This window comes from Pseudomonas sp. Au-Pse12 (genome assembly GCF_021341665.1).
In the GTDB taxonomy this organism is placed as follows: Bacteria; Pseudomonadota; Gammaproteobacteria; order Pseudomonadales; family Pseudomonadaceae; genus Aquipseudomonas.
Map to the genome: position 1 here is coordinate 669,235 of NZ_JAJTTH010000001.1, position 14,532 is coordinate 683,766.

Consider the following 14,532-nt stretch of genomic DNA (forward strand, 5'->3'; position numbering starts at 1 on the left):
GAAAAATAATTATCAAAGTATTTGCTTGTGTAATACAGTCGCTCCGTCACCCATCACTCCAAAGGGAATACGGCATGGCATCGACAAGTGGATGGTCCGCACTGTTACTGGGCAAGAACGGGCTGCGCTCTGCCGCCCTGGCCGGCGGCGTGGCCCTGCATGCAATCAACGTCTATCTGGTGACCACGCTGTTGCCCTCGGTGGTCCAGGACATTGGCGGCCTGGACTACTACGCCTGGAACACCACGCTGTTCGTGGTGGCCTCGATCATCGGTTCAGTGCTCTCCACCCGGGCCCTGGCGCGGCTCGGGCCGAAAGCCGCCTACGGCCTGGCGGGCCTGGTGTTCATGCTCGGTTGCAGCCTGTGCGCCCTGGCCGCGGACATGGGCTGGCTGATCCTCGGGCGCAGCGTTCAGGGGCTCGGCGGTGGCCTGCTGTTCGCCTTGCCCTACGCGATGATCCGCCTGGTCTTCGACGAGCCGCTGTGGCCCCGGGCAATGGCGCTGATTTCCGCCATGTGGGGCGCGGCGACCCTGATCGGCCCGGCGGTGGGCGGCGTGTTCGCCGAGCACGGGGCCTGGCGCGCGGCGTTCTGGGTGCTGCTGCCGTGCACGTTGTTGTGCATGCTGCTGGCGGTCGTGCTGCTGCCGGGAAAAAGTCGCGAAACCGCGCCCCGCAGCCCGATTCCCGGCCTGCAACTGCTGTTGCTGACCGGCGTGGTGCTGGCGATTTCCATCGGCAGCATTACCCCGTCGCTGCTGTACAACGCGCTGGGCCTGGGGGCCGGGCTGGGGCTGCTGATGCTGGTCTTCGGCCTGGAGAACCGCAGCGCAGCGCGCCTGTTGCCGCGCAACAGCCTCAGGCCCGGGAGTGCCTTGCTAGCGCTGTACGTCTCCATGGCGTTGCTGGTGGTGGGCATGACCAGCGAGGTCTTTGTGCCGCTGTTCCTGCAAGTGCTGCATCGGCAGACACCGCTGCTGGCAGGTTACATCGCCGCGCTGATGGCCGCCGGCTGGACCCTGGGGGCGATCTTCAGCTCCGGCCTGGGCCCGCGCGGCGCGGCCCGGGCGATTGCCGCCGGCCCGTTGCTGGTGGTGGCCGGGCTGCTCCTGGCCTGCCTGTTCATGCCCGCCACGGCTACCCCCGTGCTGAGCCTGGGAGCGGTGTGCCTGGCCATGCTGCTGGTGGGCGTGGGTATCGGCCTGGCCTGGCCGCATCTGTTGTCGCGGGTACTGGAACAGGCCCCGGAGGACCAGAAGGAACTGGCCGGCGCCTCGATCACCACCGTGCAGCTGGTGGCCACCGCCCTGGGCGCGGCGCTGGCGGGCATGATCGTCAACCTCGCGGGCCTCGGCTCCAGCGGCGGCACGGCCCGGGCCGCGGCCTGGCTGTTCGGTGTGTATGCCGGGCTGTCGCTGCTGCTGTTTGTCTCGGTGCGCCAGGTGCGGCGCCATGGCCGCTCGGCGCTGGCCGAAGCCTGAACCTTGCCACGCTGTAGGCGCCCGCGATGCTTGACCTGCAACGCGGCGCGGTTCAGACCATCGTCCACCAGGGGCGAGTGAGAATCCGCCAGCGCTAGCTACCAGGTATCGACAAAACCCTGGGCGCGCGCAGCCCAGGGAACCGGGCGGGGCGCCGCCTGCAAGCCGCGCAGCAGCCAGGCGCGGCTGTCCTGGGGGTCGATCACGGCGTCGATCTCCAGGTAGCTGGCCATGTTCAGGGCCTTGCCCTGGGCGTAGGCCTTGGCCACCAGTGTGTCGAACAGTGCCTGGCGCGACTCGGCGTCGGGCTGGGCCGCCAGTTCCTTGGAAAAGCCCAGGCGCACCGCGCCTTCCAGGCCCATGGCGCCAAACTCGGCGCTGGGCCAGGCAACCGTGAACAACGGGCTGTGGAAGCTGCCCGCCGCCATGGCCTGGGCCCCCAGGCCGTAGCCCTTGCGCAGCACCAGGGTGAAGAACGGCACCGTGAGGCTGGCGGCGCTGACGAACATCCGCGACACATGGCGCACCGTGGCCTGCCGTTCCGATTCCGGGCCGACCATGAACCCCGGGGTGTCGCACAGCGACACCAGCGGCAGGCCGAAGGCCTCGCACAGGCGCATGAAGCGCGCGGCCTTGTCGCCGGCCGCGGCGTCGATGGCGCCCCCCAGTACCGCGGGGTTGTTGGCCAGCAGGCCGAAGGCCCGGCCCTCGATGCGGATCAGCGCGGTGATCAGCCCCGGGGCGAATTGCTGGCGCAGCTCCAGCACGCTGTCGCGGTCGGCCAGGGTTTCGATGACCCGGCGGATGTCGTAGACCCGCAAGCGGTTTTCCGGAATCAGCTGCCGCAGCTCACGCTGGTCGGCGCAGTGCCAGTCCTGGAGCGGCCCCTGGAAATAGCCCAGGTACTGTTTGGCCACTCGTACCGCCTCGGCTTCGTCCGCCACCAGCACGTCGATCACCCCGTTGGGGCCTTGCACCGACACCGGGCCTACCTGTTCCGGGGTGAAGCTGCCCAGGCCGCCGCCTTCGATCATCGCCGGGCCGGCCATGCCGATGCTGGCGTTGTGGGTGGCGATGATCAGGTTGCAGCAACCGAGCAAGGCGGCATTGCCGGCAAAGCAGCGCCCGGAAGCGATGCCCACCGTGGGCACCCAGCCGGACAGCCGGGCCATGGCGGCGAATGTGTGGCAATCCAGGCCGGCAACCCCGACAAAGTCGCTGTCGCCGGGCCGCCCGCCGCCGCCCTCGGCGAACAGCACCACCGGCAGCCGCCACTCCTGGGCCAGGCTCAGCAGGCGGTCGGTCTTTTTGTGGTTCATCACCCCCTGGGTGCCGGCGAACACCGTGTAGTCATAGGCCAGGGCCAGGCAACGGGCATCCTGGCCATCGAACAGCCCGGCATTCACCGTGCCAATGCCGCCCACCAGGCCATCGGCCGGGCTCAGGGCCTGCAACTCTTCGGCACTGCGCCGACGCCGTTGCGCGGCCAGGGCCATGGCGCCGTATTCCATGAAGCTGCCCGGGTCCAGCAGCTGTTCGAGGTTTTCCCGCGCCGTGCGCTGGCCGCTCCTGCGCCGCTTGGCCACGGCCTCGGGCCGGTGCGCATCTTCCAGCTGGGCATGGCGCGCGCGGACCTCGGCCAGGTCGGCGCGGATCAATTCCAGGTCCAGCTGTTCCTCGCTCTGCAGGCTGGCGCCGGCCAGCTCGATGGCTTCGAGAAACAGCAGCGGCTGGCCCTCGCTGAGCGCATCGCCGAGCTGTACCGCCAGCTCGCGGACAATGCCGCTGCACTGCGCCGTGACCTCGAATTCCATCTTCATCGCTTCCAGCACCGCGACCCGCTGGCCACGGCGCAGCTCATCGCCGACGGCCACCTCCAGGCTCACCAGCACCCCGGTGCTCGGCGCAGGCAGCGCCGCTGTGCCCGCAGGCGCCTCGGCCACGCGCTGGGGGCTGCCCACAGCGGCCGCCGGTGCGGCAAAGAACAACGGCCGGTGCGGCTCGGCCGGGTCTTGCAGCAGCTCGGCCCAATGCTCCTCGACGAAGCGGGTATCCACCTGATAGTGGATCACCGCCGGCTGGCGCAGCAGGTTCAGCAACAGCCCGAGGTTGCTCGCCACGCCCTCCAGGCGAAACTCGCGAAGCCCGCGATAGGCCCGGTCCAGGGCGGCCCGGTAGTCCGCGCCGTGGGCAATCAGCTTGGCCAGCAGCGAGTCGTAGCTGGGGTTCAGCCGATAGCCGGCATAGCCGTAGCCGTCGACCCGCAGCCCTGGCCCGCTGGGCGCCTCGTAGGCGCTGAGGGTGCCGGCCACCGGCCGCGTGCCGCCATCGCTCAGTTGCTGCTCCAGGTTGACCCGGGCCTGCACCGCAAACCCTCTCGGTGCCGGCGGCCGGGTCAAGCCCAGGCTGGCGAGGGAGGCGCCGGCCGCCAGCCGCAGTTGGGTGTGCAGCAGGTCGACGCCGGTAATGGCTTCGGTCACCGTGTGCTCCACCTGAATCCGCGGGTTGGCCTCCATGAAATAGAAACGCCCGGGGCATTGCGCGTCGAGGAGGAACTCGAAGGTGCCGATGCCCTGGTAGCGGACCCGGGCGGCCAGGGTCAGGGCGGCGTCGATCAACTGCTGGCGCAGCTCATCGGCAAGGTCCGGGCTGGGGGCGATTTCCACCAGCTTCTGATGGCGGCGCTGCAGACTGCAATCGCGCTCCCAGAGGTGGCTGACCGCGCCGCTGCCGTCGCCCAGGACCTGGATTTCGATGTGTCGCGCCCGTTGCAGCCACTGCTCGACATAGAGCTGGCCGTTGCCGAACGCCGCCTGAGCCTCGGATTGGCAACGGATGAAGGCCTGTTGCAGTTGCCCGCGCTCGCCGACCGCGCGCATGCCGCGGCCACCACCGCCGGCCAGGGCCTTGAGCATCACCGGGCCATGGCACTCAAGAAAGGCGCTGGCCTGCTCCAGGTCGACCGCCTGGTTGCTGCCGGCCAGCAGCGGCACGCCACAGTCCTGGGCCAGCGCCCGGGCCGCGGCCTTGTCGCCGAACAGTTGCAGCACCTGCGGCGCGGGCCCGATAAAGGTCACCCCGGCGTCCAGGCAGTCCTGGGCGAAGCCGGGGTTTTCGGCGAGAAAGCCGTAGCCGGGGTGGATCGCCTCGCAGCCCTGTTCCAGGGCCAGGGCAATCAGTTGCGGGCGGTCGAGGTAGGCGGCGACCCCGCGACCTTGCAGCGGCAGGGCCAGGTCGGCCTTGCGCGTGTGCAGGCTGGCCGCATCGTCCTCGGCGAACACCGCGACACTGCGGATGCCCAGGTCGGCGCAGGCGCGGGCGATACGGATGGCAATCTCGCCACGATTGGCGATCAACAGGCTCTTGAACATGGCAATTCTCACGCAGCTAAAGGGGGTTCAGAGCAGGGGTTCCAGCTCGTTTTTCTTGACCTTGCCGGTGGCGGTCATGGGCAGGGCGCTCACCAGACGGATTTCCGGCACCTTGTAGGCGGCCATCACCTCATGGCACCAGGCCGTCAGGGCATGCGGGTCCTGGGGGGCATCGGCCTTGAGCACCACAAACGCCACCGGCTGCTGACCGCGATGCGCATCGGCGCGGCCGATCACCGCACTGGCGAGCACCTGCGGGTGCTGGCCGAACAGCGCCTCCAGCTCGCTGGGAAACACGCTCATGCCATTGACCTTGAGCATTTCCTTGCGCCGGCCCAGGTAACGGATAAACCCCTGTTCGGTGATCTGCCCGAGGTCGCCGGTGTGCAGCCAGCCGTCGCGCAGGGCCGCCGCGGATTCTTCCGGGCGCTGCCAGTAGCCTTGCAGCAGCGACGGGCTGCGCACGCACAGCTCGCCTTCGGCGCCCAGGGGCAGCAAGGCGCCGCTGTCGAAGTCGCAGACCTTGAACTCGGTGCCCGGCACCGGCAGGCCGACGAAAGTCGGTGCGCTCCTGAGGTCGAAATCCTGCTGTTGCAAGCCGGCGGTGAAGGTGTCGCAGGTGTGGGTTTCGGTCATGCCGAAACTGAACTCGAACAAGGTGCAGCCGGTGCGTGCACGCCAGCGCTGGCGGTAGTCGAGGGTGAGCTTCTTGACGAAGGAAATGCAGCCCGTGGCCTTGAGCGAACGCAGGTCGTAGTCGGTGCCGGCCGGGTGTTCCAGCACTTCGGCGGCGCTGTCCACCAGCAGCCCGCAGTGGCTGACCCGGTAATGCTCCACCGCCGCCATGAAGCCCAGGGCGTCCCAGCGCGCCAGCAGCACCAGGCGGCAACCGGCGTAGATCGGAAACAGCAGGCCGGCGTTTTCCCCGGCGATCCAGAATTCCGGAAGGAAGTTCAGCAGCACGCTGTCCTGCTTCAGGCCCAAGGCCACCGGTACGAAGCTGGCGCAGGTATAGAGCATGTCGCCATGGCTGTGGATACACCCCTTGGGCATGCCGGTGGTGCCGCCGGTGTAGTTCAGCGCGGCGATATCGCCAAGGGCCGGGCGGTGCGCCGGGGTTGCGGCGCGGCACTGCTCCAGGGCGGGGTAGAAGTCAATCACTCCCGGGGCCAGGCGCTTGGGCGCGCGCAGCAGGTCCGGCACGGCAATGCTCGGGGTTGCCGGGCACAGCTCGGAAAGGCTGGTGGCGAGAATCGCGTTCAGGGCCCAGGCGCCGCTGACCGCCTGCACCACGTCCAGCAGTTGGTCGAAACACAGGATCACCCGGGCGCCGCTGTCCTTGAGCTGGTACTCCAGCTCCAGGGTTCGCGCCAGCGGGCTGACCGGCGCGTACACCGCGCCGCACTTGAGAATGCCCCAGAAACCGATGTGCAATTGCGGGCAGTTGGGCAGGTACACCGCGACCCGATCACCGGGGCCGACGCCCAGCTCGCCGAGCAAGGCCGCGCAACGGTCGGAAAGCCGATCCAGCTCGGCAAAGCTCAACGAGTAACCGTAGAAGTCCAGGGCCACGGCCGCTCCTTGCTGCTGCGCCCAGGCCCTGAGGTACTCGCTCAGCGGCTGCTCGCCCAGAGGGTACTGCGGGGTGCGTGGCAGGCCTTCGGGCCAGGCTGCTTGCTGCAGGGCGTGAAGCTGCTGTTGGTAGGCCGCAAGGTCCATGGTGCCTCCTCGATGGTTGTTATTGTCGCGGCCATCTTAGGCAGCGCCCGGGGCGCCACAGAACCGACGGTTATTCATCGAGATTCATGAATGCGCTACATGGTTCTTCCGGCGATACCCGGCTGTTAGCCTGCGCCGGGTCGAGAATGCGAGGGCACAACCATGAACTCACCGCATGACTGGTCGGGGCTCAGCCGCCTGGACCTGAACCTGTTCCGGGTCTTCGAGGTGGTGTACCAGGAGCGCAACCTGACCCGCGCGGCCTCGGTGCTGCACCTCAGCCAATCGGCCATCAGCCACGCCCTGGCGCGCCTGCGCACCCAGCTGGACGACCCGTTGTTCGTCCGCGAAGGTTACGGCGTGGCGCCGACGCCCCTGGCCAAGCAACTGGCGCCGGGGATCCAGGACGCCCTCAGTGGCCTGCGCCGCAGCATCAACCCGGCCCAGGGCTTCGACCCGTCGCGGGACCGGCGGCGTTTCACCCTGAACATGCCGGAGCAGCTGGAGCCGGTGATCCTGCCCTTGATCCTGGCGCACCTGAACCGCGTCGCCCCGCACCTGGAGGTGCGCAGCACCAGCGTGCACTGGGCCGACCTGAAGCTGGAGATGATTGCCGGGCGCATCGACCTGGCCATCGAACTGTCGCGTCTTACCGACCCGCAGCTGCAACAGCAACGGCTGCTGCAGGACTCGTTCTGCGTGATGGCCGGGCCCGGCTTCAGCGGCGAACTGACGGTGGAACGCTACCTGGCGGCCGAGCATGTGGCGGTGACTTCACAGCGCCGAGGCATCTGCGTCGAAGACCTGGCCCTGGGGCACCTGGGGGTGGTGCGGCGGATTCGCCAGCACTGCCAGCATTTCCTCACCGCCGCGCAACTGGTGGCCCAGGGCGATGGCCTGCTGACCCTGACCCGCAATAACGCGCGGCTGATCAATGCCGGCCTGGGCAATCGCCTACTCGACATGCCCCTGACCCTGCCCGAGGTATGCCTGAACCTGTACTGGAGCAAGCAGGTGCAGAACGAATCGGCCAATCGCTGGCTGCGCGAGCAGTTGCTGGCGTTGGCTGGCCGAGCCTGAAAGGCGCGCGCACCGCCAATTTCGCCTTGCGCGGCGTCGCTGTGCTCTAATCCGCAGCCACTGAAGCGCACAAGGAAGCCCGTGGATGCACGAATCCGCCCGCCATATCGTCGATCTGTACCAGCGGCATGCTCACGCGTGGGACCGCTTGCGCCAGGCCAACCGCGAAACCTTCGCCCGGGAACGGGTGTGGCTGGAGCGCTTTCGCCAGGTCATGGGCGGAGGCCGCGAGGTGCTGGACCTGGGCTGCGGAGGGGGCGAGCCGGTGGCGCGCTACCTGATCGAGGAGGAATACGCGGTGACTGGCGTCGACAGCTCCGCCGCCTTGCTGGAGCAGTGCCGCCAGCGTTTTCCCCAACAGCAATGGCTCAACGCCGATATGCGCGGCCTGGCCCTGGACCGGGACTTCGACGGCATCCTCGCCTGGAACAGCCTGTTCCACCTGAGCCCGGACGATCAACGCGCGATGTTTGCCGTGTTCGAGCGCCACGCCCGCCCGGGCTGCGCCCTGATGTTCACCAGCGGGCCGCAGGCCGGGGAGGCCATAGGCGAATTCGAAGGCGAGGCGCTGTACCACGCCAGCCTGGACCCGGGGGAGTACTGCACCTTGCTCGACACCCATTGTTTCGAGGTGGTGCAGCAGGTCAGCGAGGACCCGGACTGCTGCGGGCTTACCGTCTGGCTGGCCCGGGCGATGGATTTCGGATAAAGAATCGCCAGCGCGAGAAAAACCTGCGGCGGGGCGCTTGCTCCCGTTGGGCCGCACAGCGCCGCAAAAAAAATGGGACGGCTACGCCTCAGGGCGTCGGCCAGTCCCACGGGAGCCCTACAGGGCTTGTCAGTGCTTCATCATGCTGTGGTCCGGCGCATTCAGCGCTCGGGCTTCGGCTTGCACCTGGACGGTTTCCTTCTCGCCCTTGGCGTTTTCCACGATCAGGGTCAGCGGCACGGTGTCACCGGCTTTGATCTGGCCGGTCAGCTCCATGAGCATCACGTGGTAGCCGTGGGTGTCCAGGCTGACTTTCTGCCCGGCCGGCAGGGCGATGTCCGTCACTTGCTGCATGCTCATCACGTCGTTGTGCATGCTCGACTGGTGAATCTGCACGTTCTTGGCCACTGGCGACTGCACCTCGATCAGCTTGCTGTCAGTGCTGGCGGTGATGTCCATGAAGGCGCCGCTGGCGTGCTGGCCGGCCACGGTGGCGCGTACCCAGGCATTGTCTACTTGGGTCGCGGCGCTGGCAGTGCCGGCCAGGCCGAGCAGGGAAGCCAGGAGCAGGGCGGCTTTGAGACGGGTTGGGCGCTGTAGCGAATGCATTAACAAACCTCCATGACGGTGAGCAGATCTTCCGCGCATTCTTGGGCGGTCAGGGACTGGGAGAGCCCCAGGCGCAAGGTGCCTCGGGAATCGAAGACAAAACTGGTGGCGGTGTGCGACAGGGTGTAGGTCGAACCGCTGGGAATCTTTTCGTAGAACACGCCGAATTCCTTGGCGGTGGCCGCGGTCTGTTCCAGGGTGCCGTACAGCGCCTCGAAGCTCGGGTCGAAGGACTTGACGTAGGCATCCAGCACTTGCGGGGTGTCGCGCTCCGGGTCCAGGGTGATGAACACCACTTGCAGGCGCTCGCCATCACGGCCCATCAGCTTCTTGGCCTGGGCCGCGCGGGCCAGGGTGGTGGGGCACACGGCCGGGCACTGGGTGAAGCCGAAGAAGATCATCGGCATCAGCCCGCGGTAGCTGGACAGCGACTTGGTTTCGCCTTGGGAATCGGTGAGTTTGAAGGTCCGGCCCAGAATCTGATTGCTCAGGTCCTTGCCGTATTTGAAGGACAGTCGGGGACTGTTGTCGCAACCGGCGAGCAGGCCCAGGCCGAGCACCCCGGCGCTGGTAAGCAGGGTGCGGCGAGTCAGCAGAACACTCATGAAATAACGCCCTTTGAACAGCCAGACAGGCAAAAACCCGCGCATGGTAACAAACAGACGAAAGTGGCGGCGGGCTAATTAGACCAATGCCTGCGGCCATCGGTCGCAGGTTGGCCTGGGTTGGCGCGTGGATTGCGGGGCGGATAGCCGCGTGGATTGACGCGTGGTTTTTCAGCTTTCCAGGGCGGCCATCTGCACCAGCGCGCGCACGGCGCTGCGGGTGGCCTGGGTCAGGGGCTGGGGCAGGCGGTCGAGTTCGAACCAGGCCACGTCGCTGTGCTGGTGCGGTTCGCCATAGTGTGGCGCCATGGCGGGGGCCGAGGCCAGGTACACCGGTGATACCCAGTGCTCCTGGCGCTGCGGGTCGATCTGATCAACCACGCACAACAGGCTGACGCCTTGCAGGGTCAACCCCAGCTGTTCGTGGACTTCCCGGCGCATGGCCTGTTCCACCGGCTCCAGCCAGCCGACCTTGCCCCCGGGCAGGCCCCAGCAACCGGCTTCGGGATCGCCCAGGCGCCTGACCAGCAGCAACTGGCCGTCTAGGACAATGGCGACACCGCACCCCAGGCGTGGCTGTTGTTGCATGGCGGGTCCTCCTAGCGCTCATGGGCGGGGCCCGACGGGCCCGATACCGCTCCGACCCTCTCGGCGGCGGTGCTCGGCGCAGATTATTGCTTTGTTGTGTCGGTGTGATGACGGTTGCAGGTCAGCGGCTCAGTGGCGCCACAGGGTGGCGCCGATCACCAGCAGCGCCAGCAGGATCAACACCACCCCGGTGCCGCGCTCCAGCCAGGGCAGGGCCCGGGCAAACCGCTCGCGCACCCGGCGGTTACCGATCGCCAGGGCGACCAGCACATCCCACAGCAGCACCGCGCTGAACATCCACACGCCGTAGACCAGCTTCCAGCCGGCACTGGTCTGGGCCCCCACCAGGGACGCCAGGCTGACATAGAACAGCGCGTTCTTCGGGTTGAGAATGCCGGAGAGAAACCCCATGCCCAGGCCCCGCCACCAGCTGGCGCGACCCAGCGCCCGGGTTTCGCCGTTGCTGTCCACCGCGGCCAGGGAGCTGGCGCCGGCATGGCGGATAAACAGCCCGCCCATGTAGAGCAGGTAGCCGCAGCCGGCCAGCTGGATGGTCAGGAACAGCGGGCTGTCCGCGCGGAACACCGACACCCCGGCGAACGCCAGGACGATGAACGCGCCGTTGGCCAGGGCGATGCCCAGGCAGGCACCGGTAGCCGCACGCCACCCGGCGGCCATGGACATGCGCGCCACCAGAAAGAAATCCGGGCCGGGGGAGAGCAGGGCGAGAAAGTGCGCGGCGGCGACCAGCAGGAACTGTTGAATCATCGGTGAAGACTTCCAGTGACGGTAGAGCCCGGAAGTCTGCGGCGCCGCAAGGGCAGGGGTATTGAAGAAAATTGCGCGGCCTCAGGCCTTGTACAGCCCCGGGGTCACGCCGACGTGGGCCTTGAACACCCGCTGGAAGTGCGCCTGATCGGCAAAGCCCAGGCGCTGGGCCAGGGCCGCCGAGGCTTCCCCGGCCTGCAGCGAGGAGCGGGCCTGGATGATCCGCTGGTTCAACTGGTAGGCATGGGGCGTCATCCCGGTGGCCGCGCGAAAGGCCCGGATCAACTGATAGCGGCTGATCCCGGCCAGCTCCGCCAGTTGCTCCAGCGCGCGGCTCTGCTCCGGGTCGCGCTGAAGAAACGCCATGACCCGGCGCACGCCGGCACTGGCCCGGGCAGGGTCCGCCGCCAGGGCGATCACCGGTTGTTCATGGGCGGCAAACCCGCCGATGAACTCGATCAGCGCGGCCTCCTTTTCCTGCCAGCTGTGCGTGGAGAACAGCAGGTCGTTGAGCCGGCAGAAGCCCTGGTAAAGCTCGTCATCGTTACTCAGCAGCACCTGGCACAGCGCGCTTGGCGCGTTCTGTTGCGCTTCCTGGCGCACCGCTTCGACCCAGAGCGGGTCTAGGTGCAGCATCTGGTAGCTCCAGGCGTGGTCGGGTAAAGGGTTGCAGGCATGGGCGCAATCGGCCGGGACAAACACCACGCTGCCCGCCTGAATCAGGGTTGGGCCCTGGGCACCGCCACTGAACACGCTGACACCCCGGTCCACGGCGCCGATGGACACCGTGGGATGGCTGTGGGCCTTGTAGTTGGCGCGGCTGTCACAGGCCCGGCGGCTTTCGACGTAGGGCAGGTTGGGGTCGCGCCAGAATTGCGCTGAAGGGGGCATGGGGTGGTTCCTGGCTGAGGCGAACCAGCCTAACAGGCTGGCTTGCGCCCGTGCCAGTACTGCCTGAGCGCATATTTAGAGAAAAGAACAAGACGCATTAGTTCCTGGCAATTGCTGTTCATACAGCGCCATCAGAACTTTGCTGTATTCATCTTTAAAGTTCGGACCCGTCTTACATGCTTTTCGCGATGTTTAATTTAGTATCCGTGGGCGACGGGTTAACTTGGCCTGCTTCAGAATGGCCCCACCATCTATTTCACACTTGATCACGTTAATCGTAGTGCTCTCTACGATTGTCCAGTCAGAACCAGGCAGCTTTGCTCGGTACTTATCAAACACAGCATCCACAGGGCATCTTGGAATGAGATATTTGAATAGATTGGCCGCGCGGTGCGCCGGTTGGCGCCGCCATGACTACTTGTGCCTGGTGTTCCTGATGCTGGGGTGTTTCGTGATGAACTCGGCGAACGCGGCGCCGTTAGCGACATGCAGCGTGCGTAACGGCACCTTCACTCCAGTCGGCGGGTGGACGGTAAACAACGTTCCCAATCCGACCAATAACTCGCTGCTGGCCAGTATCGATTTACAAATGGACATTGACTACACGAACCTGGCGGCCGGGAGCAATAACACTGAAACGACATTGACTGTTTCTCCCTCCGCGGACTTCACCGGTTTCAACTCGGTGACAGCGGCGTTGCCGCTCAAGTCGCTGCCAGGCGTGGGGGCCACCGTGACCTTTACAGCAGGCATGACACCCACGATGCCGAGTCTCTGGATATGGCCTTGGCCGTCACAGACGGGGACGGTCTTTACAAAAAAGGGCGACTTTTTGTCTTATGCCTATCCCGGAGCGTTATCAGGTGCTCGATACAACACCAGCATGAAGGCGGTCTTTCGTTATCAGCTGTATGTCACCGATGCCACGGCCTATGGCAAGGATCTGTCAAAGATCAACATGAGCCTGGAGAAAGGCCCGCAGATTCTTTGGACGGCGCAACTGGATGGCGTCATGAGCAATTGTTTTGATGGCGCCAACGCCGCCAATCGGTTGACCAACGTTCCTGCGCCAGTGCTACCGGTGCCCACGGTACCGACCTGTGATTTCAACATGACCCTGATGAACCAGGCCGTCTCCCTGAACCCGGCAATCAGCTCTTCAGTGGCCGCTGCCGGCGCGGGGCGCAGCGCTGGCGCCGCGGGTGAAAAGAGTTTTCAGCTGCAGGCCTCGAACTGCAAGAACGGCGCGCTGATGAATATCTACTTCACCGACACCAGCAACCCGGCCAGCAGCAACGATTATCTGCTGCCGACGGGGGGCGGCTCGAGCGCCGGCAAAGTGGGCATACGCCTTTACCACGACAGCTCCCCGACCCCTATTCAGTTCGGTCCTGCACCGGTGGGCAGCACCTTGCCTTCGCGCGCTCCCATCACCTACAGCTCCAGCGGCGGCAGCCTGACGGTGCCTTTCACCGGCCAGTATGTGCGCATACCCGGAGGCACCGGCAGCACCGCTCCTGCTGGAGCCGTGTCGGCGGCGACCACCGTGACTATTGTCTACCCATGAGCCAGCCCCCCGATGAGCGAGCGCCGTCGAGGGGGCCGAAGGTGGTTTTGACGGCCGTAAAGAGCGCTCAGGCGCCTTCGAACTTGAAGGCCGGGGTGACCTTGAACGCGCTGGATACTTCGCCGGAATAGGTCGTGGACTGATCCTTGCCCAGGTCCAGTTTCATGACCTGGCCTGTACCGCTGGAGAAGTCGATCTTCTTCAGGTCCACCCAGAACGTGTTGGGTGTCAGCGCCGACTCGAAGAAATACAGCTTGCGTTGATGGTCGACCACCGAGCGCCAGCGGGTCGAAGAAATGTTCGGCTCACCCGGTGTGGAGATGCCGTAAGGCACGGAGACGTTCCTGATCACGCTGAACACGCTGGCCAGCGACACCTGTGGGTTCTCGGTCTTGGGTATCGCGTTGACATAGAACGAGGCCCTGGCGAAACGGTCCGCCGCGCGGTTGGTGCCCGGCAACATGACCGTGCCGCCAATCGCTTTCCAGTAGCTGTTCAGGGCCAGTTGTTGATCAAAGGTCGGGGAGTTGGTCATGACCTGATATTCCCGGCCATGGTGAATCACCGGCTTGCCCTTGATGTATTCGATGATCGCGCTGTCGCCTGTGGCGTCGGAAATCGACAGGTGCAGGGTGGCCAGGCGGGTGTCCCCGGGAACCGTGGCCGTCACCAGGGTAAAGGGTTCTTTTCTCAAGGCGTCCACGGCTTCGGCCACGGTGGCGTAGTTGTCCAGCACATATTGGGCCCAGGCGGCGATGCTCAGGCCGGGTTTGCCGCGGTCGGGTGCCGGGTACTCGGACTCCACCAGCCACAAAAGGTTGGTCACCAGACCTGCCTGATTGACTCCATCGGTGGTGGAAATGTCGTAGCCCGAGGCAATCACGCTGCCATAGCGCGAGGTCCATTTGATCGAGTTCGGGCCCACCTCGCCATGGCGCTGCATACCCTGCGGGAAGATCCACAGGTTGGTCGCCACATCGGTTTTCCAGTCCATGGAGCGGGCGGTAATCACCGTCTGGTTGTCCCCCAGGTAGGTCAGTCGGGTGCAGGCCTGGGCCACTGGCAGGGCACACAGGAAGCCGGCCAGGCTCAAGGCCAGAGCGCGGGCGAGGGGTTTCGGGGCTGGCAACGCGGGCTTCATTCT

At 66.1% G+C, this 14,532-nt stretch carries 12 protein-coding genes; 4 read left to right on the top strand and 8 right to left on the bottom strand.

Annotated elements, in window-relative coordinates; genetic code table 11:
* The first annotated feature begins 74 nt into the window (after positions 1-74).
* Positions 75-1,481, top strand: coding sequence for an MFS transporter (locus LXM55_RS02990; protein WP_233318450.1), 1,407 nt, complete (start codon positions 75-77; stop codon positions 1,479-1,481).
* A 98-nt stretch (positions 1,482-1,579) separates the two neighbouring features.
* Here LXM55_RS02990 and LXM55_RS02995 read toward each other — a convergent pair whose 3' ends face one another.
* Both LXM55_RS02995 and LXM55_RS03000 read right to left on the bottom strand, forming a co-directional pair.
* Positions 1,580-4,852 carry a carboxyl transferase domain-containing protein gene (locus LXM55_RS02995; protein WP_233318451.1) on the bottom strand — a complete coding sequence of 1,091 codons (3,273 nt, stop codon included), beginning with the start codon at positions 4,850-4,852 and terminating at the stop codon, positions 1,580-1,582.
* Between the two features lie 27 nt (positions 4,853-4,879).
* A complete protein-coding gene (locus LXM55_RS03000) occupies positions 4,880-6,571 on the bottom strand; it encodes an AMP-binding protein (protein WP_233318452.1) in 1,692 nt (563 codons plus the stop codon).
* 162 nt (positions 6,572-6,733) lie between these two features.
* Between LXM55_RS03000 and LXM55_RS03005 the strand changes: the two genes are divergently transcribed.
* Complete coding sequence (locus LXM55_RS03005; RefSeq protein ID WP_233318454.1) at positions 6,734-7,651, top strand: LysR family transcriptional regulator; 918 nt, start codon at positions 6,734-6,736, stop codon at positions 7,649-7,651.
* An 85-nt stretch (positions 7,652-7,736) separates the two neighbouring features.
* On the top strand, positions 7,737-8,360 hold the full coding sequence (locus LXM55_RS03010; RefSeq protein ID WP_233318456.1) for a class I SAM-dependent methyltransferase: 624 nt from the start codon (positions 7,737-7,739) through the stop codon (positions 8,358-8,360).
* Positions 8,361-8,489: 129 nt separating this feature from the next.
* On the opposite strand, the gene LXM55_RS03015 is transcribed toward LXM55_RS03010, so the two are convergent.
* The 5 genes from LXM55_RS03015 to LXM55_RS03035 form a co-directional block, all read right to left on the bottom strand.
* Complete coding sequence (locus LXM55_RS03015) at positions 8,490-8,969, bottom strand: copper chaperone PCu(A)C (protein ID WP_233318457.1); 480 nt, start codon at positions 8,967-8,969, stop codon at positions 8,490-8,492.
* Positions 8,969-9,574 (bottom strand): SCO family protein, encoded by a 606-nt coding sequence (locus LXM55_RS03020; protein ID WP_233318458.1) that lies wholly within the window; start codon positions 9,572-9,574, stop codon positions 8,969-8,971. The genes LXM55_RS03015 and LXM55_RS03020 overlap by 1 nt, the downstream gene beginning before the upstream one ends.
* Before the next feature lie 171 nt (positions 9,575-9,745).
* The gene (locus LXM55_RS03025) at positions 9,746-10,162 is read right to left on the bottom strand and encodes an NUDIX hydrolase (RefSeq protein WP_233318459.1); all 417 of its coding nucleotides are present in this window, start codon (positions 10,160-10,162) and stop codon (positions 9,746-9,748) included.
* A gap of 129 nt (positions 10,163-10,291) precedes the next feature.
* A complete protein-coding gene (locus LXM55_RS03030) occupies positions 10,292-10,927 on the bottom strand; it encodes a LysE family translocator (protein WP_233319031.1) in 636 nt (211 codons plus the stop codon).
* 84 nt (positions 10,928-11,011) lie between these two features.
* On the bottom strand, positions 11,012-11,821 hold the full coding sequence (locus LXM55_RS03035) for a helix-turn-helix domain-containing protein (protein ID WP_233318460.1): 810 nt from the start codon (positions 11,819-11,821) through the stop codon (positions 11,012-11,014).
* A gap of 436 nt (positions 11,822-12,257) precedes the next feature.
* Here LXM55_RS03035 and LXM55_RS03040 point away from each other — a divergent pair, with 436 nt between their 5' ends.
* The gene (locus LXM55_RS03040; protein WP_233319033.1) at positions 12,258-13,388 is read left to right on the top strand and encodes a fimbrial protein; all 1,131 of its coding nucleotides are present in this window, start codon (positions 12,258-12,260) and stop codon (positions 13,386-13,388) included.
* Positions 13,389-13,455: 67 nt separating this feature from the next.
* Here the strand turns inward: LXM55_RS03040 and LXM55_RS03045 are convergent, their stop codons facing one another.
* Positions 13,456-14,529: a linear amide C-N hydrolase gene (locus LXM55_RS03045; RefSeq protein ID WP_233318461.1), complete on the bottom strand. Its 1,074-nt coding sequence runs from the start codon at positions 14,527-14,529 to the stop codon at positions 13,456-13,458.
* Positions 14,530-14,532: the final 3 nt, after the last annotated feature.